This is a genomic window from Streptomyces olivaceus (assembly GCF_000721235.1).
Lineage (GTDB): Bacteria > Actinomycetota > Actinomycetes > Streptomycetales > Streptomycetaceae > Streptomyces > Streptomyces olivaceus.
Map to the genome: position 1 here is coordinate 172,498 of NZ_JOFH01000009.1, position 23,736 is coordinate 196,233.

The 23,736-nt window shown below is 72.2% G+C and carries 19 protein-coding genes and 1 CRISPR repeat array; of the genes, 15 read left to right on the forward strand and 4 right to left on the reverse strand.

Going from position 1 to position 23,736, the window contains the following annotated elements; all coding sequences use genetic code 11:
- The first annotated feature begins 105 nt into the window (after nucleotides 1-105).
- The 7 genes from mmuM to dacB all read left to right on the forward strand — a co-directional run bounded on the left by mmuM (nucleotide 106) and on the right by dacB (nucleotide 7,558).
- Complete coding sequence (gene mmuM, locus IG94_RS0112635) at nucleotides 106-1,020, forward strand: homocysteine S-methyltransferase (protein WP_031034731.1); 915 nt, start codon at nucleotides 106-108, stop codon at nucleotides 1,018-1,020.
- A gap of 170 nt (nucleotides 1,021-1,190) precedes the next feature.
- Nucleotides 1,191-2,177 carry a DUF4129 domain-containing protein gene (locus tag IG94_RS0112640; protein WP_078892279.1) on the forward strand — a complete coding sequence of 329 codons (987 nt, stop codon included), beginning with the start codon at nucleotides 1,191-1,193 and terminating at the stop codon, nucleotides 2,175-2,177.
- Nucleotides 2,174-2,818 carry a hypothetical protein gene (locus IG94_RS38555; protein ID WP_052410655.1) on the forward strand — a complete coding sequence of 215 codons (645 nt, stop codon included), beginning with the start codon at nucleotides 2,174-2,176 and terminating at the stop codon, nucleotides 2,816-2,818. The genes IG94_RS0112640 and IG94_RS38555 overlap by 4 nt, the downstream gene beginning before the upstream one ends.
- Nucleotides 2,815-3,816: an AAA family ATPase gene (locus tag IG94_RS0112650; RefSeq protein WP_031034739.1), complete on the forward strand. Its 1,002-nt coding sequence runs from the start codon at nucleotides 2,815-2,817 to the stop codon at nucleotides 3,814-3,816. The genes IG94_RS38555 and IG94_RS0112650 overlap by 4 nt, the downstream gene beginning before the upstream one ends.
- Nucleotides 3,817-3,887: 71 nt before the next feature.
- The gene (locus tag IG94_RS0112655; RefSeq protein ID WP_052410656.1) at nucleotides 3,888-5,261 is read left to right on the forward strand and encodes a DUF58 domain-containing protein; all 1,374 of its coding nucleotides are present in this window, start codon (nucleotides 3,888-3,890) and stop codon (nucleotides 5,259-5,261) included.
- Nucleotides 5,258-5,839 carry a hypothetical protein gene (locus tag IG94_RS0112660; RefSeq protein ID WP_031034743.1) on the forward strand — a complete coding sequence of 194 codons (582 nt, stop codon included), beginning with the start codon at nucleotides 5,258-5,260 and terminating at the stop codon, nucleotides 5,837-5,839. The genes IG94_RS0112655 and IG94_RS0112660 overlap by 4 nt, the downstream gene beginning before the upstream one ends.
- Nucleotides 5,840-6,202: 363 nt before the next feature.
- Entirely contained in the window at nucleotides 6,203-7,558 is a 1,356-nt protein-coding gene (gene dacB, locus IG94_RS0112665; protein ID WP_031034746.1) for a D-alanyl-D-alanine carboxypeptidase/D-alanyl-D-alanine endopeptidase, read from the forward strand.
- Nucleotides 7,559-7,671: 113 nt separating this feature from the next.
- A CRISPR array of direct repeats spans nucleotides 7,672-8,005; the repeat unit is 29 nt; unit sequence GGGACCATCCCCGCGGGTGCGGGGAGCAG.
- Between the two features lie 153 nt (nucleotides 8,006-8,158).
- On the opposite strand, the gene IG94_RS0112670 is transcribed toward dacB, so the two are convergent.
- Nucleotides 8,159-8,596: a YunG family protein gene (locus tag IG94_RS0112670; protein WP_052410657.1), complete on the reverse strand. Its 438-nt coding sequence runs from the start codon at nucleotides 8,594-8,596 to the stop codon at nucleotides 8,159-8,161.
- 77 nt (nucleotides 8,597-8,673) lie between these two features.
- On the opposite strand from IG94_RS0112670, the gene IG94_RS0112675 reads away from it, so the two are divergent.
- A complete protein-coding gene (locus IG94_RS0112675; RefSeq protein WP_031034752.1) occupies nucleotides 8,674-9,687 on the forward strand; it encodes an NAD-dependent epimerase/dehydratase family protein in 1,014 nt (337 codons plus the stop codon).
- A 75-nt stretch (nucleotides 9,688-9,762) separates the two neighbouring features.
- Here the strand turns inward: IG94_RS0112675 and IG94_RS43110 are convergent, their stop codons facing one another.
- Nucleotides 9,763-11,088 carry a hypothetical protein gene (locus IG94_RS43110; RefSeq protein WP_031034755.1) on the reverse strand — a complete coding sequence of 442 codons (1,326 nt, stop codon included), beginning with the start codon at nucleotides 11,086-11,088 and terminating at the stop codon, nucleotides 9,763-9,765.
- 311 nt (nucleotides 11,089-11,399) lie between these two features.
- Between IG94_RS43110 and IG94_RS0112685 the strand changes: the two genes are divergently transcribed.
- From IG94_RS0112685 to fxlM, 7 genes are all read left to right on the forward strand, one after another.
- Nucleotides 11,400-11,912: a hypothetical protein gene (locus IG94_RS0112685; protein ID WP_031034756.1), complete on the forward strand. Its 513-nt coding sequence runs from the start codon at nucleotides 11,400-11,402 to the stop codon at nucleotides 11,910-11,912.
- 37 nt (nucleotides 11,913-11,949) lie between these two features.
- On the forward strand, nucleotides 11,950-12,531 hold the full coding sequence (locus tag IG94_RS43455) for a DUF6302 family protein (protein WP_248783068.1): 582 nt from the start codon (nucleotides 11,950-11,952) through the stop codon (nucleotides 12,529-12,531).
- Nucleotides 12,494-12,916, forward strand: a complete 423-nt coding sequence (locus tag IG94_RS0112695; protein ID WP_224219610.1) for an ATP-binding protein — start codon at nucleotides 12,494-12,496, stop codon at nucleotides 12,914-12,916. Before IG94_RS43455 ends, IG94_RS0112695 begins: the two co-directional genes overlap by 38 nt.
- Nucleotides 12,917-13,141: 225 nt before the next feature.
- On the forward strand, nucleotides 13,142-13,318 hold the full coding sequence (gene fxlA, locus IG94_RS41665; protein ID WP_195888158.1) for an FxLD family lanthipeptide: 177 nt from the start codon (nucleotides 13,142-13,144) through the stop codon (nucleotides 13,316-13,318).
- A 79-nt stretch (nucleotides 13,319-13,397) separates the two neighbouring features.
- Nucleotides 13,398-16,388, forward strand: a complete 2,991-nt coding sequence (locus IG94_RS0112705) for a lantibiotic dehydratase (protein WP_063763382.1) — start codon at nucleotides 13,398-13,400, stop codon at nucleotides 16,386-16,388.
- On the forward strand, nucleotides 16,385-17,536 hold the full coding sequence (locus IG94_RS0112710) for a lanthionine synthetase C family protein (RefSeq protein WP_031034765.1): 1,152 nt from the start codon (nucleotides 16,385-16,387) through the stop codon (nucleotides 17,534-17,536). Before IG94_RS0112705 ends, IG94_RS0112710 begins: the two co-directional genes overlap by 4 nt.
- Nucleotides 17,537-17,549: 13 nt before the next feature.
- Nucleotides 17,550-18,755, forward strand: a complete 1,206-nt coding sequence (fxlM, locus tag IG94_RS0112715) for a methyltransferase, FxLD system (RefSeq protein ID WP_031034767.1) — start codon at nucleotides 17,550-17,552, stop codon at nucleotides 18,753-18,755.
- 361 nt (nucleotides 18,756-19,116) lie between these two features.
- Here the strand turns inward: fxlM and IG94_RS0112720 are convergent, their stop codons facing one another.
- The gene (locus tag IG94_RS0112720) at nucleotides 19,117-19,848 is read right to left on the reverse strand and encodes a hypothetical protein (protein WP_157852245.1); all 732 of its coding nucleotides are present in this window, start codon (nucleotides 19,846-19,848) and stop codon (nucleotides 19,117-19,119) included.
- Between the two features lie 29 nt (nucleotides 19,849-19,877).
- On the reverse strand, nucleotides 19,878-23,736 hold a 3,859-nt coding region (locus IG94_RS0112725; RefSeq protein ID WP_031034772.1), incomplete at its 5' end, for an RHS repeat-associated core domain-containing protein.

Sequence of the window (23,736 nt, forward strand, 5' to 3'; positions counted from 1 at the left end):
CGGACCGGGCGGCCTGAGATCGTCACCTCACGGTGGACACCTGGCTGTAGCTCGCACGGGGGACAAGGCGGGTGCGCCGGGCCCGGAAAGCCGTAGCCTGCGGTCATGACCAGCGACTTCGCCGCCGCCCTCGCCGCCGGACCGCTCGTGCTCGACGGCGGTATGTCCAACCAGCTGGAGGCAGCCGGGCACGACTTGGGGGACGAGCTGTGGTCGGCGCGGCTGCTGGCCGAGGATCCCGGAGCGATCACGGCGGCCCACCTCGCCTACTTCGAGGCGGGCGCGGACGTGGCGATCACCGCGAGCTACCAGGCCACCTTCGAGGGCTTCGCCCGGCGCGGCGTGGGACGGGAGCGGGCCGCCGAACTCCTGGCGCTCAGTGTGGAGTCGGCCCGCGAGGCCGCCCGCCGGGCACAGGCGCGCCGACCGGACCGCGCCCTGTGGGTGGCGGCGTCCGCGGGCCCGTACGGGGCGATGCTGGCCGACGGCTCGGAGTACCGGGGCCGCTACGGACTCGACGCGGGTGAGCTGGAGCGCTTCCACCGGCCGCGCCTGGAGGTGCTGGCCGCCGCGCGGCCCGACGTCCTGGCGCTGGAGACGGTTCCGGACACCGAGGAAGCGGTGGCGCTGCTGCGGGCGGTGCGCGGACTGGGCGTGCCCGCCTGGCTGTCGTACACCGTCGCGGGCGGTCGCACCCGCGCGGGGCAGCCGTTGGCGGAGGCCTTCGCCGTGGCCGCCGACGCGGACGAGGTGGTCGCGGTCGGCGTCAACTGCTGCTCCCCCGCCGACGTGTCCGACGCGGTCGCCACGGCCGCCCGGGTCACCGGCAAGCCCGTCGTGGCGTATCCCAACAGCGGAGAGGCGTGGGACGCGGGGAGCCGTGCCTGGCGGGGGCGTTCGTCGTTCCCGGTCGACCGGGTGCGGGACTGGCGGGAGCGGGGCGCCCGGCTGATCGGCGGCTGCTGCCGGGTGGGGCCCGGCACGATCACGTCGATCGCGCGGGCGTTGTCCCGGGATTGACCGGTGCGGCATGTGCCAAGATGGCAGTGAACAGGCGTTCGGGGGAGACGCGTCCAGCGGGGGACTGCATGAGACACGGGGAACGGACGGGGCCAGGGGGACAGTCATCGTCCGGGCGGCGGCCTGGGCACGCGGGGCCGCCGGCGGAACATACGGAACGACCCGGCCACATGGAACGGCCGGAGCACCCGGAACAGCCGGGGCACCCTGAACTGCCGGGGCACCGGCCGGTGTCGGGGGCGGTGGTCGCGGCCGGAGTGGTCGGGCTGCTGGCCGTCGCCGCGCTGGCGCTGCGGCCCGCGGAGGCGCTGCTGCACTCCGGCAAGGGGCCGCTCGGCCGCTTGGGCATCGTGACCATCGCGGCGGCCGTCGCCTGGACGTTCGGGACCATGCTGGTCGTGCAGCGCCTGAGGCCCCGATTCGGCGCGGACCGCATGTCGCTGCCGCCGGTCGAGGAGCGGCTGCGCGAGGCCGCCGGCCCGCTGCTGCTCGCCGCGGCGGGCGCGGTCGGGGTCCTGACCCTGGTCCTGCACGGGTTCACGCGCGACAGCACGATCTCGGTCCCGCAGCCCGCCGTCCCGACGGTGGTACCCAGCCCGTCGGCCTCCGCCGAAACCGTGCCGCCGCAGGACACGGGGGACTCGGGGTTCTCCGTGCCGCTGCACCTCGTACTCGGCCTGCTGGCCGCGCTCGTCCTCGTCCTCGTCGTGCTGGCCGTCGTACGGCGGCTGCGGCGGTTCGGGCTGAGGATGCCGCAGCTCCCCGGCCCGGCGGGAGCGGTGCCGGAGGACGAGGACGCGCGCCTGCTCCTGTCCGCGGTGCGGTCGGGCCGCCGGGCCCTCGCCGACACCGGCGCCGACGCCCGTGCCGCCGTCATCGCCTGCTACGCCGCCATGGAGGACGCCCTCGTCGCGTCCGGCGTGCCGCGGCACGCCTCCGACAGCCCCGCCGACCTGCTGACCCGCACCGCCGAGGCGGGTCTCGCGCCGGGCCGGGCCGCGCCGCGGCTGGCCGCGCTGTTCCGCGAGGCCCGGTACTCCTCGCACCCGATGGACGCCTCGCACCGGGAGACCGCCGCGGACGCCCTGGAGGAGATCGCGTCGCTGCTGCGGGACCGCGCGGCGGCGGGCGGCCGGGAGCCGGAGGCCGGACGGTGACCCGCGCCGCGGACGGGACGACGGCGACGGGGGTACGCGAGGACCGCATGCTCAGTCTGGGGCGGCTGGCGTGGCTGTGCGGCGCGGTCGCCGGGTCCGGCGTGCTGCTCGTCCTCCTCCTCGACGGTTGGGCGGCGGCCGGCGCCCTCGTGGCCCTCCTCGTCGCCGCCGCGCTGCTCGTCGCCCGGTACGCCGCCGGGGCCGGCGCCCTCGACTTCGGGCACCGGCACGAGGTGTGGCTGCTGCGGACCCGCGTACCGGGCATGGGCGAGTGGCGCCGGAACCTGCGGACCGCCACGGGCTCCGACGGCGCCCTCTACTACCGCGCGGTGCTCCGCCCCGAACTGCGCCGCCTGTACGCCGCCGCGCTCGCCGAGCACCACCACGTCTCGCTCGACCAGCAGCCGGAGCGGGCCGCCGAGTTGATCGGCCCGGACCTGTGGCCGTGGCTCGGTTTCGAGACCCCGCACACCGGGCCGGACGGGGAGGTCCCCGTCGACGCGCTGCGCCGCCTGGTCGACCGCCTGGAAACGCTCAACGCACCCCGCGGCCCCCGTACCGGCGACCCCGGTACCGGCGACCCTCGCACTGACAACTCTCGTACTGGTGACCCTCGTACTGGTAAGGACACAGCGACGTGACGACTGACCACCCCACGCCCCGGCCGCGCACCGCGGAACAGGTCGGCGAGCAGGCCCGTGCAGTACTGCGCGAGATCGGCCGTGCCGTGGTCGGCAAGCCGGACGCCCTCGAGCTGGTGATGCTGGGTGTGCTGGCCCGCGGGCACGTGCTGGTCGAGGACCTCCCGGGCCTCGGCAAGACGCTGCTCGCGCGGTCCTTCGCGACGACACTCGGACTGGACTTCCGCCGGATCCAGTTCACGCCCGACCTGCTGCCGTCGGACGTCACCGGAACGCCGCTGTACGACCAGCGCACCGGCGAGATGGTGTTCCACCCCGGCCCGGTCTTCACGCACCTCCTGCTCGCCGACGAGATCAACCGGACGCCGCCCAAGACGCAGGCCGCGCTGCTCGAGGCGATGGCCGAGTCCCAGGTGACCGTGGACGGCGAGACCCGCCCGCTCGCCGACCCGTTCCTGGTGATAGCCACCGCCAACCCGGTGGAGTACGAGGGCACGTACTCGCTGCCCGAGGCCCAGCTCGACCGGTTCCAACTGCGAGTGCGGATGGGTTACTTGACCGCGCCGGAGGAGCTGGCGATGCTGCGGGCGCGGGTCGACCGGGCGGCGCCCGAGGCCGCACTCGAACGGCTCGCGGGACCGGAGGACGTCGTGGCGTGGCGGTCCGTCGTGGAGCGCGTGGAGATCGACGACGACCTGCTGGAGTACGCCGTCGCCCTGGTCGGCGCGACCCGCGAGCACCCGCAGATCAGCATCGGCGCCTCGCCGCGCGGCGGACTCGCCCTGGTCCAACTGGCCCGCGCCCGCGCCGTGCTGGACGGCCGCGACTACGTCGTCCCGGAGGACGTCAAGAGCCTCGCCGTGCCGGCACTGGCCCACCGGGTGTCGCTGCGGCCGGAGTTGTGGGTGCGAGAGATGTCCACGGACGACGTGCTGCGCGAGATCGTCGACGGTGTCGGTACACCGACGACGCGGCGCACCGCCCCCGTACCGTCGTGACCGCACCCGAGTCCGCACCCGCCCCCGGGCCCACGCGGGCGGCCGGCGCCCCGGCACCACCCGGGACTCCCGTGCCACCCGCCACTCCCCCGCGACCCGCCACCGCCGCCCCCGGGCCGCGGCAGCCGGCCCCCGCGGTGGTACGCGCCCTGGAGGGACGCACCTCCCCCGCCCAGCCGCCCTCCCCGCCGCCCGACGGGCCGCGCCCCGGCGAGCGGACGCTGCGGCTGCTGGCCGTCGCCGCGATCGCGCTGTCCGCCGCACTGGTGACCGGCCATGCGTGGCTGTTCGCGCTCGCGGCGGCGCCGCTGGTACTGCTGGCGCTCGCCCTGCCGCGCGCGTACGCCCGTCGGATCGAGACGTCGGCGACCGTCGAGCCGGCCCGCTGCTTCGAGGGCGACACCGTCACCCTGCGCATCGCGGTGGCCCACGACGGGGACGCCGTCCGCCTCGACCCCGGCGTCACCCTCGGCCCGGGCCTCGGTCTCGACGAGGTGGTCGTCGGCTCCGCGTCGGTGACGCTGCGCCACACCGCGCTGCACTGGGGACGCTGGTCGCTGGGCCCGGTGGATCTCGACGTGTACGACGCCGGGGGCACCGTGCGCCGCACCGTGCGGGTCGAGGCGGCCGAGGTGTCGGTGTTCCCGCGGGCGACCGGGGCCCGCTTCACGCCGATCCCGGCGCGGCTGCCACAGCGGCTCGGCGAGCACGCCTCGCCGCAGACCGGCGAGGGGGTCGAGGTCATCGGGGTGGCGCCCTGGGTGCCCGGGGAGCGGCAGCGGCGCATCCACTGGCCGTCGACGACCCGGCGCGGGAGCATCCAGCTGCACCGGTTCGCGGCCGAACGGGCCGCCGACGCGGTGATGCTGATCGACGCGTTCGGGGACGTAGTCGACCCGGCAACCGGGGTGTCGTCCCTGGACGAGACGGTGCGGGCCGCCTCCGGACTGGCCCGTGCCTATCTGCGCACCCACGACCGGGTCGGCGTCGTCTCGACCGGCGGCACCACCCGCTGGCTGGCGCCGGGCACCGGGGACGCGGCGTTCTACCGCATCGTCGAGAGCGTCCTCGACGTCCGCAAGGACCGGCGGTTCGACGGACCCGGCCTCGAACGGGTGCCGCCGCCCGCGCTGCCGGAGGGGGCGCTCGTGTACGTGTTCACTCCGCTCAGCGACGCGCGCATCCTGGACGTGCTGCGGGATCTCCGGTCGCGGGGCCGCCGCCCGGTCGTCGTGGAGATCCCCAGCGGCGATCCGCAGGTCGAGGACGGGGACGAGGCCGGCGAGTTGGGGCTGCGGCTGTGGCGCGCGGAGCGGGACGCGATGCGCTTCACGCTGCGGGACAGCGGGGTGCCGGTGGTGCGGCACGCCGTGGGTGAGTCACTGGATCTGGCGCTGGCCCCGCTGCTGTCGGGGCGGGTCGGCGGGAGGGGGCGCGCGGGATGACGACGGCGACGGCGCCGGACAGACGGGTGGGGCTGCGGGAGTACCTGGGCTACTGGGTCGGCACCCTGCCGGTGCGGGTGATCGCGGTGGCGGCCGTAGTGATGGCGTGGCGGCCGTGGTCGGCAGTAAGCACGGCGGGCGACGCGGTGGTGCCCGGCTGCGTGGTCGCGTTCGCGGTGTGGGCGGCGCCCGCCCTTGACCGGCGGCCGTCGCTGCGGTCCGCCCGGTGGTCCTACCGGCTGGAGCACCACCGGACGACCCTGCTGGCGGGGAGCGTCGTGGTGCTCGCGGCCTTCGGTGAACCGACCTGGTGGGAGGGGGCGTCGGTGGTGGTGCTGCTGGTGGCCTACCTGATGACGAGTGAGACCTGGCCGTGGCGCCGGGGGCGCGGGACGGCCCGCGTGTGGGTGGAGGCGACGGCGGCCTGTGCCGGGGCCGGTGTGGTGGCGGCCGCGGCGGCGGCACCGGTGACCGGGACCGGTTCGGGCCTCGGGCGGGTGATCGCGGCCGGCGCGGTGGCGGCCCTCGCGGTGGCCGGCGGCGCGCTGCTGCGCTCCCGGTGGCGGGGCGTCGGATAACCGAGCCGACCCGGCGCGGTTGCCCCGGTCCGACACCGCCCGCGCATCCCCCGCGCACGAAAGGGCACCGAATTGTGCCCTCAAAGCGCCGGAATGGCCGCCTCACGAAAGGGACGTGCCATGTTCCCGCATTTCACACCCGCCCCGAGCGCAGCCGCAACCCGGCACCGGGTTTACGCGTCTTCAGAAGGCGTAGGAGCGGTTCGGAGCACTTCTGTCACCGGATGTTCATGAAGCGTCGCAAGACGTTCACAAACCCCCATTGTCCGGTCAAGTCGTTCATATGACGGCTGATAACGTGCCCGATGTTCCACCCTGTTCCACCCCCACAGAAACAAGTACCCGATCCTTGGATTTGGCTTTATGACTGGTACGCCAGACGAAACCCCCACGAACACCTTCACCCCGGGCGGACGCCGTCGGCACCGCAAGGCAAGAGTGAGCCGCATCGGCGGGCGCCGGGCCCTCGTACTCGCGATGGCCGTGCCCGTGGCCTCCGCCACCCTGGCCGGCACGTCCGCGTTCGCCGCCGACAACACCGGCACCCAGGCCCAGGGCATCTCGGTCGACGACCTCGCCGCCGACGACGCGCAGTTGGTCAAGAACCTCGAAGAGCGCGTCGCCGACGAACGCCTGGGCAACGACGTCAGCGGCGTGGTGCTCGACGCCGACTCGGACACCGCCCTCTGGGACCACAACGGCGCCACCGCGCTGATGCCGGCCTCCAACGCCAAGCTCGCCACGGCGACCACCGCCCTGACGCTGCTGGGCGCGAACCACGAGTTCACCACGAAGGCCGTGTACGGCGAGGGCACCCTCACCCTCGTCGGCGGCGGCGACCGCACCCTCACGAGCGACGACCTCGCCGAGATGGCCAAGACCGCCGCCGACGGCCTCAAGGCCGCGGGCCGGTCCGACGTCCAGGTCCGCATCGACGACAGCCTGTTCGCCGACCCGAGCCTCGCCCAGGGCTGGAACGAGGGCTACTACCCCACCGAGATCACGCCGGTCCGCTCACTCGTCGTGGACGGCGCCGCCGTCGACGACACGTCGATCGACGCCGGCAAGGTCTTCGCCGAGAAGCTCGCCGAGCAGGGCATCACCGTCGACGGCGAGGTCAGCCGCGCGACGACGAAGGACTCCGACGTCCCGGTGGCGCAGCACAAGTCGGCGCCGCTGTCGGAGATCGTCAAGACGATGCTCAAGACGAGCGACAACAACATCGCCGAGACCCTGCTGCGGATGTCCGCCGTCGAACTGGGCAAGCCCGGCACCTTCGAGAGCGGCACCGCGCTCGTCCGCCAGGTCCTCAGCTCGTACGGGATCTCCCTCGACAACTTCGAGATGCACGACGGCAGCGGCCTCTCCCGCGACGACCGCATCCCGGCCGCCACCCTCGCGCAGCTCCTCGACTCGATCACCGAGTCCCCCGCCCTCAGCTCGATCCTGGAGGGCCTGCCGGTCGCCGGCGAGGCCGGGGCGAGCCTCGGCCCGGAGTGGGGCCGCTTCGACGACCCCAACTCCGAGTGCGCCGTCGGCAAGGTCCAGGCCAAGACCGGCACCCTCACCGGTGCCATCGCCCTCAGCGGTGTCACGAAGACCGAGGACGGCGACTGGCGGATCTTCTCCTTCATCGAGAACAACTCGACGGCCGACCCGACGGACATCAAGGACGCCATGGACGGCCTCGCCGCCACCGTCAACGGCTGCTGGGCCTGACCGCCCCCGCACCGAGCACACCCCACCCGTCTGCGCGCCGCCAACCGGCGGCGCGCAGACGCGCGAGAAGCTCCGGTGAACTGACCCAGCGACCCTGAAGCCGATCTCCGCAGGGGTCAGTCCCCGCGAGTGCGGGGAGCAGCTGACGCCGTTCTCCGCGATGGTCACGGACCCGGGACCATCCCCGCGGGTGCGGGGAGCAGACGACCACCGAGCAGTACGGGGACTGTGGGGTGGGACCATCCCCGCGGGTGCGGGGAGCAGGCCATCATCGGCCTCGTCATGGGCGGCCTCACGGGACCATCCCCGCGGGTGCGGGGAGCAGGGGGTCTCTACGCTCGTCCACGTCGACGCTCCGGGACCATCCCCGCGGGTGCGGGGAGCAGATGCCGTCGCCGCTGCCGGGCTCGGTGTCGGTCGGACCATCCCCGCGGGTGCGGGGAGCAGACTGTTTGACCTGCGAGTTTATGGCCGCAGAGGCGTGTTTTCAGTGACTTTCGAAGATTCCGGCAAATAGGGCACCCCGCGGTATCGGTCCGAACGTACGCAGAGTTGGTCGACCACAGCTCCGGCGGATTCCGACTGCCGCATGGCTCTCCCTCACGCAGGCTCCGGAAGCGGGCCGAGGTGTTCGGCCATGCGCTCGCGGAGCAGGAGGTACTCCTCATAGCGACGGGGCAGCGGGCCGGGCGGGCGTTCGACGACACGGGCGGCCGTGACGGTTTGTCCGAGGCGGAACTGTTCGCGCGTCAGGTCGAGCTCGATGCCATTGGGCAGCCGGTTCCACCAGTGGAAGTTGCGCTGAGCACCGTTGAGGTACACCTCGCCGACCACGCGATCGCCGCCGAAGATGTCGTTGACGATCAACGCCGTGATGTCGCAGTGGCCCCAGGCGGGGTTGCCGGGCTGCCACTCGGCCCGGTCGCGGTCGTCGGGTGAACATGTGTCGGCAGCCCAACTGGCACGCAGGGCTCTGTCGATGTCGAGCAGGCTCCAAAAGGTCACACACGCAGCATCGCAGCCGCCTCTGACATGCATGCCCCCAGCACGCGCGGCGCCCGCCGGTTGCGCAGCCCGGTCTGTCGCCCGCCCCGTGGGCAGGGCAGGATCGGGGCATGAGGATTCTCGTCATGGGTGGAACGTGGTTCCTGGGCAAGGCGATTGCGGAAACCGCCTTGGCAAGGGGGTGGGACGTCACCACCTTCAACCGCGGTCGGTCCGGCGTGGACGTACCCGGTGTGGAGGCGGTGCACGGTGACCGTACGGTCCAGGAGGATCTGTACAAGCTCGCGCAGCGTGGCCCCTGGGACGCCGTCGTCGACACGTCCAGCTCCGAGCTGCCGCCTCGCGACGTCCGTCGCGCCGCCACCGCGCTGGCCGGAGCCGCACGCCGCTGGGTGCACCTGTCCACCGTCTCCGTCTACGAGCGCTGGCCGCACGAACCGCTGACGGAGGACTCCCCCCTGCTGCGGTGCCCGGCCGACGCCGACCAGTCGTTCGGGTACACCGGGGAGGACGGCAGCCCCACGAAGTACGGCTTCCAGAAGGCCGGCGGGGAGCGGGCCGTGGTCGAAGCCTTCGGTGACGAAGCGGTCCTCCTGCGGCCCGGCGTCATTCTGGGGCCCGGCGAGTACGTGGGCAGGCTGCCCTGGTGGCTGGAGCGCGCGAAGCGCGGTGGCCGCATGCTCGCGCCCGCACCCGCGGAGCAGCGGATCCAGCCGGTGGACGTCCGGGACGTCGCCGGCTTCGCCGTGCAGCAGGCAGCCGGCACGGGCCGCGGAGCCTTCAACGTGGCTCATCCCGACGGGATCTCGTTCGGCGGTTTCCTCACCGAGTGTCTGCGGGTCACCGGGGGCGACGGGACGCCCGTCTGGGCGGACCCGACCGTGCTGGCGGAGCACCGTGTGAAGCAGTGGACCGAGATGCCCTTGTGGCGCACCCACGCCGGCGTCTGGTCGGTCGACGCCCGACGGGCGGTCGAGGCGGGCCTTCGCTGCCGGCCGATCGCGGACACGGTGCGGGACACCTGGACATGGTGGGAGGGGAACGGGCGTCCCGTGGACCACCCGCGACGGGCGGAGCACGGGATCGCTGCGCAGAAGGAGACACGGATCCTCGCCTCCCTGTGAGTCACCGTGGTCCGGTCCGCCCCCGTGGTTCCGGCGGTTCCGGCGGTTCCGGTCCCATCCCGGGAGTTCCTGTAATCAGAACCCGATCGCCAGAAGGGCCACGGACGGGCCGAGTCGGTACGGCGGGGAGACCCGGGTGAACTCCTCGACCTGTTCCCGCAGCTGCGAGGGGAGTTGCGAGCCGTGGTAGCGCGGCCGTGACAGGTGCCTCCCGATGCGGGCCGTCCGGACGACGACGCCCGTCTTGCGCTGCTCGGCCGGCACCTCCCAGATCGGCGCCAGCGCCTCGGCGGCGCCCTCCACGTTGTCGGACAGCAGGCGGGCGTACGCCAGGTCGGCGGCCGCGCCCGCCAGGACGTGGGTGGACCGTTCGCCCCGCGCCCGCTGCCCGAGGAGGGCGATGGCACGGCCGGCCTCCGTCTCGGCCTGCTCCGCGTCCCCCATGAGCAGAGCCGTCGTGCTGTTCGACATGGCCAGCCGCTCCTCGGAGAAGCCGAACTCGCCACCCACCTCGTCGTGCAGCTCGTCACGCGCCTCCTCGCCCCGGTCCTCCGACAGCCGGATCGTGCGACGTGCGGACGTGACATCGCCGAGGTGGGCGTACGCGCGGGCAGCGATGGCGTTCAGGCGCCGTTGGGCGACGTCGCCGAGACCGCCGTACGACAGTGCTCGCCGGGCCTTCGACAGGGCCTCCCCAGGCTCTCCCGAGTGGTAGGCGATGTAGGCCAGGGTTCCGTCGGCGTAGGCCTGCAGGGGCGCGAAGCGCGTGCTCTCGGCGTAGACGGCCGTCGCCCTGGCGAGGGTGCGGGCGCTGGGGAAGTACCCCAGGTCGAATGCGGCGACCGCGAGGAGTGCGGCCGTCTGACCGTTGAGGATCATCAGGGTCTGCTGCTGGAACGGAACCTGCGTACGGTCCCGGTGCCGTTCGATGTCACGGCGCAGAGTGTCGGCCGCTTCGTAGGCGTCTGCGGCCGACAGGCCGTGGTACCGCCGGGCGAGGCTCACCACCTGATCGCGGAGTTCGTCGATGGTGTTGTCGGAGATGGACGCCGCGGCGGTCGCGTCGGCGCCGTCGTGGGCTTCACGTGCGGTCATCTGAACTCGCTCTTCCAGGTCGAACGCGGGTACCTGGGGATCGTCCGCCGGTGGCGCCGCGAAAAGCTGCGCTGCCGTGTACCCGGGCCACATGGTCTCCAGGACGTGGCAGGTCTCCGGCCCGGGCAACCCGGTGAGTTTGCCGCCGGTCCAGCGCCGGAACTGCGTCTCGCCGCAGGTCGGGTTGTTGGTGCTGTTCCCGAAGAGGCGGACGCCGGTCTCGTTGAACTTCTTGTCGAACCGGCGGTAGGTGAGGTTGTCCCGGTCGCACAGCTTGGCGAGCAGGGTCCTCGGTGCGCTTCTCAATCCGCCCCCCAAGTCTGCGGCACCGCGCCTCACGGCCTGCGGATGGATCCCTTCGCCCGAAGGAGACTCCGGCTTCCCTCCAAGCGGCAATACACCTCGTGCAGAAGCCACTTCAAAGCTATCCCGACGCCACGAGTGTCATCCGTAAGAGCCGCAGGAACCATGCTTCCGGCCATGGCGAGGTCACGTGCCCCGGGGGAACGATGATCACCCGGATTTCGCCGGACCAGCACGTCCGAGCACAGTCGCCCCGGTCGGCGCCGCGACGCCGTAGTCCGTTCGCCGACCTGCCCCTCGAAGGAACCCGTCTCATGGCTCCTGCCGCGACCGTCGAGAAGGCTCCGCCCTCTCCCCAGCCGACGTCCCTGCCCTTCCTCCAGCCGACGTTCCTGCCCTCGCCGTCCTCTCCGCTCGTTCCGCGCCGGGCTCGGCGCAGGGAAGACCTCCAGCGCATCGTCGTACTGCTCCGGCCCGGCCTGCCGGTCGACGGGGCCTTCGACGTCGTCGTCGCGGTTCTCGGCGACAGAGCCGCACCGGCTGAGGACGACGTGCCGGCCCTCGCCGAGCGGTTCCTCGGGGCCGGTCGGGTACAGGGCCACCGCCCGGTCCCGGTGCACGCCGTGGCCGGGAAGCAGTCCGGCGAACCGGGTCGCGGGGTGTACCTTGTCGCGCCGGCGCACGACCCTCTGGGGCAGCCGACGCGTATGGACGGTACGGCACTGCCCGGTCGTCGCCTCCGCCGCCTCGCTCTCGGTCTCGCCCTCGCCGCTCAGGATCTGCTGGAGCTGTTGCAGTCCGGCGAGAGGGGCCGACGTCGTGCCTGAGCCAATGCCGTCACAGGCGGAGCCCGACGTCACCGTCATGCCCCCGGCCAAGGCCTACGACTTCGACTACTTCCGGTGCCGGGTGGATGCCGGACTCCTGTCGCGGAGCATCGCCGTCCGCGTGTTCCGCATACCGCTGCTCGCCGTGCCGGTGGGCGGTAGCAGGCGCGGAGGCTGGTTCGGCGCCGGCGACCTCGCCGGCGCGCTGGCCGTGCGTCAGGTCCTGGCGGCCCTCAACGGCTTCCCGTGCGCGCGTCACGTGGCAGCGCATCCCGAGTTGTTCCTACGCGGTCGAGTGGGGGGACCGTCCTCCGGCCACGTGCCTCGACGACAACGAGCGCCTGGCCTTCTACGGCCTCACGTGGCCCGACCTCGCCCCCGGCCGCCCCCACCGCTCCCGCGCATCCGCTGTCTCCAGCGGTTCCTCCAACACGGCTTGTCCGTACAGCTGCGGCCCTCACTGAAAGGAGCCGGACGTGCACATTCCTGGATCAAGGAGTCTCCCCAGGCCTCCCAGAACTGCCACGGCGACGACCGCGGTACGGACTCGTGGCACAGCCCCGCCCGCCGCGGTGGAAGTGATGAACGAGCGAATCGCGGTGGCCGGCCCTCGCAGTGACGGCATGCCCCGCCCGCAGGACGCGGCGCGGGTGGGCGTCCTCCGCCGGATCGCCGCCGCCAGACTCAAGCATCGCGGGCTCGACGCGATGACCGGCGACGTCCTGCTCATCTCCTCCGAACTGCTGACGAATGCCTTGCTGCACAGCGGGGCGACGGAGATCACGCTGAATCTCACCGTCCACGACGGATACCTCCGTATCACCGTCACCGACGGCATGCCGGGGCGAGCGAAACGCCGGAAGGCCGACGACGAGGCCGAGACGGGGCGAGGGCTCGGACTCGTCGAAGTCCTGGCCGAGCAGAGCGGTGGCACCTGGGGCACCAGCGAGCACGGCGCGGCGACCTGGTGCAGCCTTCGCGTACCCGCCGGTCAGCGGCAGTGATGCCGCCGGTCACCGGGCCGATGCACGGCCGGCCATGTCCGCACCGCTCCTGATCCTGCTCGACCTGCCCGGACAACAGGTGGTCGGCCACGGGCCCGGCGCCACTCTCCCCATACCGAGCAGTGCCCCAGGTGCGGGCTGCACCCGCCAGGCACGGCAGCCCGCACCTGGGGTCCTGAGATCCCCCGCCCCGTCCCGGGGCGGACCGACGACCAAGGAGCACCCGTGTCGATCCCGACCTACCAGCCTCCTCAGCCGACCACAGCCGTTGCCGAGCCACTGCCTGCCGAGGAGTGGGAGCTGGACACCACCGTCACCCGGGCTCCGGTCCCGATCGTCGAGGCGTGCGGCACCGGTGACGGCTGCGCCAAGACCTGCGCCTCGTCCTGCGCGTCCAGCTGACCCGCACTCCCCTGCGGCGGTGCGGGCGACCTCCCGCGCCTCCCGCACCGCCGCACCACTCACCGAGGAGTCACTGACGATGACTCGTCCCACCTTCCGCAGGCACGGCGACGTCCTGGTCCTGCGTGCCGCCGCTGTCCCGGTGCGGGCCCGCCCGGACGACTGGCCCGACGTCGAGTCGCTCGACGGCTGCTGCGAGTGGCTCGCCCGCGTGTGGTCCGACGACTCCTTCGTCGTTCCGCTGCGCGCGGCGTCGCCGCGGCTGGCCGGCTTCGTCGAGAGGATCCTGGGCGGCGACGCGGTCCCGTTGAAGCGGGTCCGCAGCGCGACCCTGTCCGTCGCCGCCTACCTCTTGCGGGCCTCGTCCCGGGCGACACCGTTCGGTCTCTTCGCCGGTGTGGCCCTCGCCGACATCGGGCCCGTGTCCGCGGACCTCGGCACCGGCCACCGGGCCGTGGCACGCCCCGACACCCTGTGGGTGGACCACGTACGCCGCGCGCTGCAGCGTCGCGCCGACGTGCTTCCGCACCTGACCGTCCAGGTCAGCACCCTGTCCTTCCGGCGCGGCGACACCGTCTGCACACCCCGGCCGGGCGGACGCCTGGCGAGCGCGCCGGTGACCCGCCCCCTGGCCGTCCTCCTGGAGGCGGCGGCCGCACCGGCCCCGGGCCGCCGCCTCCTTGAGGCGCTGGCGGGGGCGGGCGGCACTTCCGAGCAGGCCGTCCGGCTGCTCGGGCAGGCTCTGGAGGACGGGTATCTGACCAGCGACCTCGCCGCCGACATGACGGTCGAGGACCCCGCCCGGCACATCGTGAGCACCCTGCGGCCGTACGTGGACACGCTCGAGCCGGACACGGTCCGGATCATCGACCGCCTGGAGGAAACGGGGCAGGCCCTCGCCCTGCACAACCGGACTGGTCCCGGGGCGGCTCCCGGGCTGCGCGACCTGGCCGACAAGGGCATGCGGGAGCTCCAGCCGGCGGACTGCCAAAGCAGGATCAGCCTCGACCTGTGCCTCGATGCCCAGGTCTCCGTGCCGCACCAGGTCCTGGACGAGGTGGAACGTGCCGCGCACACGCTCGTACGCCTGACCCGCGCCCAGGGGGAATCACCCGCGTGGGCCGCCTACCAGACGCACTTTTGGGAGCACTACGGCGCTGGGGTCCTGGTCCCGGTCCGTGAAGCCGCCGACCTCGCCGCGGGACTCGGATTCCCCGCCGACTACCCGATGTCGGTGTGGAGCGAGGTTCCACCCAGGGTGCTCCCGCGTGACGAACAGCTGGCGGCGCGGGCCATGCGGGCGGCCGTGACCGGCGACCGCGAGATCGTCCTCACGGAGCGGGACGTCGACGCTCTCGCCGGCGGCGGACCGGAGAGACCGTCGGCGCCGCACGTGGAGGTCGGTTTCCGGATCCGAGCCGTCAGCGAAAAAGCCGTGAGCAGCGGGGACTTCACTCTCGACGTGCGGCCGGCGTGGACGGCCGGCGTCCTGTCCGGCCGCTTCGCCTCCCTGCTGGGACGCCGGCTGTCGGACCTGTACCGGACACTGCCCACCATGACCCGAGGAGCCCTGCCCGCGCAGCTCTCCTTCGTGCCCGACTTCCCGCACGCCCAGAACGTCTCCCGCATTCCGGCCCTGCTGCCCCACGTCATCCCCGTGGGCGAGACCCGTGCGGCGACGAACGGTGTCATCGACGTCGACGACCTCGCCGTGCTCTCCACCGGCGAGCAGCTGCACCTGGTCAGCACGTCCCGGCGTCGCATCGTCGAGCCGCATGTCCTGCACCCTCTCGCGCTGGAGAAGCAGGCCCCTGCCCTGGTCCGGTTCCTGGCCCAGCTGGGGCGTGGCTTCGCGACGGCGTGGACCGCGTTCGACTGGGGACCGGTCGCCGCCGCGCTCCCCTGCCTGCCGCGGGTCCGTCATCGCCGTACCGTGCTGGCCCCGGCACGGTGGAGACTGTCCGCCGCGGACCTGCCGCCGGGTCCGTACGGTACGGCCTGGCACGCGGCACTGGACGCGTGGGCGGCCACCTGGCGATGCCCCGCCCGGCTGCACCTGCTGGACGACGACCGCACCATGCTCCTGGACCGCACCGAACCCCTCCACGCACGCCTCATCCACCAGCACCTTCGCCGCCACCCGCACGCGGTGCTCACCGAGGCCGTGCACGACGACGAACTCGGCTGGCTGGGCCACGCCCACGAGTTCACCGTCCCGCTCACCACGACCCGCCCGCAGGCACCGCACCCGGACCTGACCCGCGCCCCCGTGGTGACCAACCGCGACCTCGCCCACCCCGGAGACCCCGGACAGCGGTGGACCCAGGCGAAGGTGTTCACCCACCCCACCGCCATCGACGAGATCCTGACGCTGCGACTGCCCCGCCTGCTCGACACGCTCGGGACCTCCCAGGCGTGGTTCGTGCGCTACAGGTCCCTGCAGGAGACCGACCACCTCCGCATCCGCGTGCCCACCGGCGGACCGGGCAGCCTCGAGGCCACCCTGCGCGCCCTCTCCGACTGGACGAAGCGCCTCGCCGAAGACCGGCTCGCCTCCCGGCTCGTCCTGGACGGCTACCGGCCCGAGACCGGCCGCTACGGCACCGGATCCGCCATGGAGGCGGCCGAGGAAGTGTTCGTCGCCGACAGCCTCGTCGCTCGCTACGCTCTCACCGACATTCCAGGCCTGGAGAGGGAAACGGTCTGCGCCCTGAACATGATCGACCTGGCCGAGGGTTTCCTCGGCACGCATGAGGGCCGCGCCTGGACGGCCCGTACTCCGGCGCCCGGCAAGCCCCGCCCCGAGGCCACCCGGCAGACCGTCGGCCAGGTCGGCACCGGCCCCCTCCTGCACGCGACGCCCCGCCTCGCCCACGCCGTCGCCCGACGACGGGCCGCACTCGGCGCCTACCGGTCGCACACCGACGCGAGCCGCCTGGAGCAGGCCCTCGAATCCCTCCTCCACATGCACCACAACCGGCTGATCGGACCCGACCGGGACAGCGAAGCCGCCTCCCGCCACGCCGCACGCCAGGCCTGCCGGTCCCTGGTGATGAGGAAGACCGCATGAGCCACGACGACCACGACGACCTCGGCGGCGGCCTCGCCGGAAACGCCCTGTACGCGATGGTGATCGCCCGCGAGCAGGGCGACTGGACGGCGGCCCACGCCGCCGCGAGGGCCATCACTTCCCGCCCCGTCACCGCTCACCCCGCACACGCCAACCTCTACCGGGGCGCGCCCGCGGTCGCCTACGTCCTGCACACCGCGGGACACCGGGCCTACGCCCGCTCTCTCGCCGCGCTCGACGCCGAGACGGCCGCGATCGCCGCCGACCGCCTGGGCGCCGCGCACCACCGCATGGACAGCGGCCGTCCGCCGCGCCTGCGGGAGTACGACCTGATCAGTGGCCTCACCGGACTCGGCGCGTACCTCCTCCACCGCGGCCACGACGACGTCCTCAAGCGCGTACTGCGCTACCTGGTACGGCTGGTCACCGAGCCCCTCACCGTCGACGGCCACCGGGTCCCCGGCTGGTGGGCGGCGACCGACCCGCGCGACGCCGCCGGCACCGGACGGTTCGCACACGGCCACGCGAACTTCGGGATCGCGCACGGCGTCACCGGCCCGCTCGCCCTCCTCGCCCTCGCCCGCCGCGCCGGCCGCACCGTCGACGGACACGACGACGCCCTGGCCGAAGGCATCGCCCACCTCACCGCATGGGCGCAGCCCTTCGACAACGGCAGCACCGGCTGGCCCGAACTCCTGCCCCTGGACGCCTACCGCAAAGGACCCCGGCCCGGAGCCGCGCCCGGCCGCCCCTCCTGGTGCTACGGCACCCCCGGCATCGCCCGCGCCCTGCAACTCGCCGCGCTCGCCCTCCGCGACAACGCGGCCCGCCGCCTCGCCGAACACACCACGCTCCAGACCCTCACCGACACCCGCCAGACCGGCCAGATCACCGACGCATCGCTCTGCCACGGCTGGTCCGGCCTCCTCCTGGCCGCCACCCAAACCGCCTCCGACGCCGCCCTCCCCCACCTCACCACCGCACTGCCGGCCCTGCACACACACCTGAAGCCCGATGCGACACGGCACGGGACAACCAAGGACACCGGGCTCCTCACCGGCACCCCAGGCATCCTCCTCACCGCACACACCCTCACCACCTCCCACCCCGTCACCGCAGGGTGGGAGACATGCCTCCTCCTCAACTGAAAGCGAAACCACAGTGAGCCAGACCCCCACGGCCGACCAGCTCCGCAACCGGCTCGTCGACGACATCCTCAGCGCACGCGACCTGCCCTCCGACGTCGAACAAGCCATGCGCACCGTGCCCCGGGACACCTTCCTGCCGGGCATCCAGCTCGCGAACGCGTACACGGACCAGGCCGTCACCCTCAAGGACAACCCCGGCCAGCCACTCCCCCTGTCCTGCGCGTCGGTGCCGTCCGTCGTCGCGATGATGCTCGGCCAACTCGCCGCCCGCCCCGGCGACAACGTCCTCGAGATCGGCGCCGGCACCGGCTACAACGCCGCCCTCCTGGCCGAACTCGTCGGGGTCGATGTCGACGGCAGGGTCACCACCGTCGACATCGACCCCGACGTCGCCCTGCACGCCCGGACCACCCTCAACACGGCCGGCTACGAGCACGTCACGGTCATCGAGCGCAACGGCCTGCTCGGCGCCCACGAACACGCACCGTACGACCGGATCATCGCCACCGTCGGCGTCTGGGACATCCCCGCCACCTGGTGGGACCAGCTCGCAGACGGCGGCCGCCTCGTACTGCCCCTGCGCTGGCGCGGCCAGACCCGCTCCGTCGCCCTGACCCGCCACGGGAACCAACTCGTCTCCGACGGCATGGAACTGTGCGGCTTCGTCCCGATCATCGGCCAGAACGGCGAGAAGACAGCCCCCCTCAACACCGCCGACACCCTCCGCCTCCACTACGACCAGGACCAGACCATCGCCCCTGACGTCCTCACCCACACCCTGCAGGCGGACAACCCCGCCCGCGAGGTGCTGTCCGCCCAGCGGATCGGCGGCGAGGAGTCCTTCGACGGAGTCTGGCTGCGCGCCACCGCCCACGACGACCGCGTATGCCGCCTCGAAGCCACCCCCGAGGCCATGGAGCAGGCCCTGATCCGCAGGCCCGCCACACCGGCCCGCACCCCCGCCCTGATCGACGACGCCTCCCTCGCCTACCTGACCGTCGCCCGCGAAGACGCCGACCCGCAACGCCCGTTTCGACTCGGCGCGACCGCATACGGGCCCCGCGGCGAAGAACTGGCCCGGGACCTCGTCGCCCACATCGACGCATGGGGCGCCGCCCGCCTGGCAGTACCACGCCTGACCATCACGCCCTCCGACACCGGGGACGCCCCAGGCCACACCATCAGCAAGCCGGAAACCCGGATCACGCTCACCTATTAGGCCGGTCGCGACGGCGTCCCACGCGTGCGAGGGGAACGCCGTCCAAGTCGGCCACCGCGCAGGGACGATCGCCACCGGCACGCGCAGTAATGCCGCTCGAACGCCTCGACCTGTACGCCCGCCAAGCCATCCCCGCGGGTGCGAGGAGCGGCACAGGCTGATGATCAAGGCCGTAGGACGAAGGGACCATCCCCGCGGGTGCGGGGAGCAGACTGTCTGACCTGGGACTCTATGGGCTCAGGGGCGCGTTTCAGTGACTTTCACAAGATCCAACAGATAGGATATGAGTAGCATGTGATGCAAATCGGACTCACCTTGCGCATCTACGCAGGCTCTGTGGGCAACGGGCACGGGACAGGGCTCACTGGACGCTGGTGCGGGCCGTAGCCTGCAGTTGGCCGGTGTCCACCGTTTCCCGCGCGCCGTCGTGTGCCAGCTCGAGGCCGTCGCTGTTGCTGTCCGCCCGCCAGACGACGCCGTGCCGGTTCTCCCACTCGACGAAGCCGCCGGGAGCGCCGTCGAGCAGCCCCAGTTCCCGCACGAGAGTGTCCAGGGGCGCGAAGCCGCGGGCATCGCCCTTGCTCATGCTCTGGGTGCGGGTGTTGTCGTAGCGCATCTTGACGAACGGCACCTCGGTGCGGTCGAGCTTGTTCGGCTGGAGCATTTTACGGAACCTGCCCCAGGCCTCCTCCTCGTTCTCCCGGCCGGAGATCTCACTGGCGTAGGCGGGAAAGACGGCGTAGGTGACGGCGGACAGTTCGGGGTTCTCCGTGGCGTGGTAGCCGTGGACCTCGGGTGCCGCCACCCCCACCGTGTCGAATGGCGTCCCCTCGTGGTGGAAATCGCCGACGGCCACCAGGGGCCGCCCCTGCCCCACGAACGTGCCGTCATGGGCGCGCGCGTGGGTGAGCAGTGCCGTGACGAGGCCCTCGTCGTAGGGGCCGCGCACGTTGACCTGCAGGTTGTGCCGACCGTCGGTGGAGAGCGCGGCGGTGAACGTGAACATCGGGTTCGGCGACCACCGCCACGCGGAAGCCAGACCGGAAACGGAAGCGGCGCCGGGCAGGGCAGACAGGACGGATCCAGGGTTCATGAGGTGGCTCCTGTGCTCGGGACGGGGCCCTAGCTGCACGAGTAGAGGGTGGGGTCGACATCCTGGCGGTAGGTGGCGTCCATGAGCGCACCGCCACGAGAGTTCTCGCTTCTCGTCATGGGTTCCATGTTGTCAGAGCGGTTGTAGAAGTCGTTCCGGGTTGCCCGGTCGGAACGGTAGCCCGTCTCGTTCCAGTGATCGACCACCGGTGTCAGGTGCTCGTACGTGAGCTGGTGGGACGGGATGATCTCGCCCGCCGAATTGCGCCAGGTCAGCTCGGACCGGGGGATGCGTTCCATGATCTGGCGACCCTGGGAATCGAGCTGTCCGGTGGGCCGCATCGGTGTGCCGCCCTGGGCGAGGCCCTCGTCGGTCCAGTTGGCGGCCATGGCGTCATGGGTGGACTGGCGATAGCTTCCCGGATACTCGGTGTCGCGGTTGTAACTCTGTACGGGGGAGTTCGGATCCCTTTCCCACCGTCCGCCTCCGCCGCGGACGCGGATGAGGCCCAACGGGTCGAGGAGGAGGAGCGGGTTGGCCACGTAGGCGTAGTCGTTCGGGTCCGGGGCCAGGCCCAACGGATCGGCGCTGATGTAGCGCGCGGTCTCCGGGTCGTAGTAGCGGAAGTAGTTGTAGTTCCAGCCGGTCTCCGCGTCCGCGTACTGTCCGGGGAAGCGCAGGGGGCAATCGGTTTCCGCGGCAGAGGACGGTGCGCCGTTCGGCCCGCCCCAGGCTGTGAATCTGCGGTGCCAGACGATTCTGCCGTCCGACGAGACGAGTTCGGTCGGCGTACCTATGAGATCGGTGACGATGGCGTAGAAGCGGGCGTCGGTGCCGGCCTGGTCGCCCGCGGTGCCGTCCGCCGCCGGCCGTTCCCGGCCCCCGGTCACTGTCTGGGCGACGGGCCGGTAGGAACCCGGCGCGTAGTCCCAGGTGGTGACGGTGCCGTCGGTGTCGATCTGCTCGGCGAGGCGTGTTCCGTCCCAGTTGAACGTGGCTTCCTCCAGCACGTCACCACCGGTGCCGACGCGCTGTTTGCCGACCCGTCGACCGTCCGGATCGTAGGTGTAGCGCCACTCGGATCCGTCCGCGGTGACCGTCCGGACCAGGCGGTCCTCCGCGTTCCACTCGTAGTGGGAGGTGCGACGTCCACCGCTGAGGAGGCGGACGGTCCTGCGGATCAGGCGTCCCTGGCCGTCGTGCGTGTAGGTGGTGCGCCCGGCACGGTGGAGTCTGGTGCCGTCGAACTCGTGGGGGCGCGAGTCCTCGCCGCCGGCGTGGGTGGAAGTGGTGACGAGGTTGCCCGCGCGGTCGTATCCGTACTTCTCCTCGCGGTCGGCGGTCCGGACCGCGGTCAGCCGTCCGACGGGGTCCGTGTCGAACCGGCGGCTTTCGCCCAGGAGCTCGTCGATCTCGCTGAGCGCTCCGTCGACGCCGTACTCGTAGGTGCGGTGCTGGAGGATCCCGCCGCCCGCTTCGCCGCTGCCGCGGCCCGCGGCGGCCACCGACTGCTCGGCCAGCCGGCCGGAGTCGTCCCAGCTCTGGTGGAGTACCGCCGCCGTGCCGAGGCTCCTGCGGATTTCGCGATGTGCGGTGTCGTAGTCGAAGCGCAGGTCGCTGCCGGAGCCGCTCAGGGTCTGGGGACGGCCCGTCGACTCGTACGTCCAGGTCGAGGTGATGCCAGAGGGAGTGCGCCGACTGGTGCGGCGGCCGAGGGCGTCGTAGGCGTAGGTGGTGGTCCGGCCGTTGACCGTCTCGGTCAGGGTACGGCCTGCCGGGTCGTAGGTACGTTCGACTGTCGTGTCGCCGTTGGCTGCGCGGAGCAGTGAGCCGGCGCTGTCGTACTCGTAGGTGGTTACGTCGTCCGCAGTGCGGTACTCGCGTGGTCGGCCGAGCAGGTCCACGGTCACCTCCGTGGTCTGCCCGGCGCCGTTGGTCCACGACGTGCGCTGCGCGGCAGCGTCGTGGGTGTACGTGAGCGTGCGTCCGTTGAAGTCCATCTCACGGATCAGGCGGTTGGCCTCGTCGTAGGCGTACTCCCAGGTACGACCGTCCGCGCCGTTGACACCGGTCAGGTTCAGCTCGGTGTCGTAGGCGAAGGTGTAGCGGCGGCCGTCCGCAGTGGTGCGGGAGGCCGGCTGGTGGAAGTGAGTGAACTCGTACGTGGTGACCGAGCCGTTGCGAGCCGTGTGGGAGGAGAGGTTGCCTTCGCCGTCCCAGCTCCAGGCCTCCGTGGCGCCGTCGGGGAAGGAGCGCCAGGCGGCCAGCCCTTCGACGGTCCAGCCGAACCGGTCGGTGGCACCGGCGGCGTCGGTCACCGCGGTCACACGTCCGAAGGAGTCGCGCCGCGCCCTGGTCGTGCGGCCCTCCGGGTCGGTGAAGGACAGTGGCAGACCGGCCGCGTCGGTCTGGATGTGCCGGGTGTGTCCGAGCGCGTCGGTGACCGAGACGGGCCGCCCCAGAGCGTCGTAGCCGTAACGGGTGGTCGCGCCGGAGGGGTCGGTGACGGACAGGCGGTTGCCCCGCTCGTCGTAGGTGTAGCTCCAGAACGACCCGTCAGGGTCCGTGAGCCGGCGAGTGCGGCCTGTCTCGTCGTACTCGGCGCGGATCGAGCTGAGGTCGGGCCTGACCACTTCGGTCAGACGACCGGCCGCGTCGAAGAGCTGCCGGGTGGTGCGGCCCAGCGGATCGGTCCAGGAGACCAGACGTCCGTGCTCGTCCCACACCCGGCGGGTCGAGGCTCCCAGTGGATCAGTGACCTGGACGAGTTGCAGGCGCTCGTCGAACCGGTAGGCGGTGGCCCGGCCGAGGGAGTTGCGGTACGTGTTGACGCGCGCCGCATCGTCGTAGGTGAGGGAGCAGTCCAGGAAGCCGTCCGCTCCCGTGCCGGCCGTGACGCGGTGCCGCTCGTTGTAGGTGTAGCGGTACCAGCCGCCGTTGCGATCGGTCCAGCTGGTGATGCGGGACTCGGCGTCGTAGGTGAGCCGGTACTCCCGCCCCTGGGCGTCCGAGACGGTGCGGAGATGCCCTTCGGTGTCGTAGCCGTAGCGGCGCACGACCGTCCACTGGGAGTGGGGATCGGTGCCGTATCCGTCTTCCGGCGAGCTGAGGACGCTCAGGGAGGTGACCCGGCCCTGCGCGGTACTGACGGCCACCCGGTATCCGCCGGAGTGGCGTATTTCGGCGAGGTCGCCCGCCTCGTCGTAGAGGAAGTCGATGCGATGCCCGTTGCGGTCGGTGACCGCGGTGAGGGGCAGGGTGTAGGCGGAAGCGTCACCGTCACGCCGTGTACCGGGAGCGAAGTGGTGCGTCCGTCCGGTCTCGTCGTCGTGGACGGTGATCATGCCTCCGTCGTCCCCGCCCCACTCCAGAGGCCGCCGAGGCCCCTCCAGGGGCAGAGTCGCGGTGCCGGGCGAGGGAACCGGATAGGCCAGGAGCATGCCGTCCTCGGAGGCGAACACCACCCCCTGCTCGTCGATCTCCAGCCGCTGGTCCAGCGTCGAGGCCCAACTCGTCCCGAAGCAGAGCCCCCAGCGGTAGGTGGAGACGTGGGTACGCCGGACGACCAGCGGCAAAAGCCCGCCGAGTTCCAGGTCCACATGCTCCATGAGCATCTCGCCGGACACCATGTCGATCGGGTCCCCGCCGCGGCACCGGCCCTTGTAGGGCTTGGCTTTCGCAAGAAGATCCTTGGCCCCGGACCGCAGGGTCTTCATGCCGCCCCGCACAGCCTTGCTCATCCCCTTCATACCCTTGGCGATCGCGCCGAGGGAGGTGAGACCCTTGCCTCCGGGTATGCAGTCCAGTGCGGCCAGTCCCACGTCCCATAGCGACGCCTGGCCCTTGCTGTACTTGTACAACGTGTCCGCGAGCACGACCAGCGCCGCG

Coding starts and splice junctions, on each gene's coding strand:
- IG94_RS0112675 (WP_031034752.1), top strand. CDS start 8,674: ATGAGGATTCTCGTCATGGGTGGAACGTGGTTCCTGGGCAAGGCGATT.
- IG94_RS0112710 (WP_031034765.1), top strand. CDS start 16,385: ATGAGCCACGACGACCACGACGACCTCGGCGGCGGCCTCGCCGGAAAC.
- IG94_RS0112720 (WP_157852245.1), bottom strand. CDS start 19,848: ATGAACCCTGGATCCGTCCTGTCTGCCCTGCCCGGCGCCGCTTCCGTT.
- IG94_RS0112660 (WP_031034743.1), top strand. CDS start 5,258: ATGACGACGGCGACGGCGCCGGACAGACGGGTGGGGCTGCGGGAGTAC.
- mmuM (WP_031034731.1), top strand. CDS start 106: ATGACCAGCGACTTCGCCGCCGCCCTCGCCGCCGGACCGCTCGTGCTC.
- IG94_RS0112685 (WP_031034756.1), top strand. CDS start 11,400: ATGGCTCCTGCCGCGACCGTCGAGAAGGCTCCGCCCTCTCCCCAGCCG.
- IG94_RS0112705 (WP_063763382.1), top strand. CDS start 13,398: ATGACTCGTCCCACCTTCCGCAGGCACGGCGACGTCCTGGTCCTGCGT.
- IG94_RS0112695 (WP_224219610.1), top strand. CDS start 12,494: ATGAACGAGCGAATCGCGGTGGCCGGCCCTCGCAGTGACGGCATGCCC.
- IG94_RS0112640 (WP_078892279.1), top strand. CDS start 1,191: ATGGAACGGCCGGAGCACCCGGAACAGCCGGGGCACCCTGAACTGCCG.
- dacB (WP_031034746.1), top strand. CDS start 6,203: ATGACTGGTACGCCAGACGAAACCCCCACGAACACCTTCACCCCGGGC.
- IG94_RS0112670 (WP_052410657.1), bottom strand. CDS start 8,596: ATGCATGTCAGAGGCGGCTGCGATGCTGCGTGTGTGACCTTTTGGAGC.
- IG94_RS43455 (WP_248783068.1), top strand. CDS start 11,950: ATGCCCCCGGCCAAGGCCTACGACTTCGACTACTTCCGGTGCCGGGTG.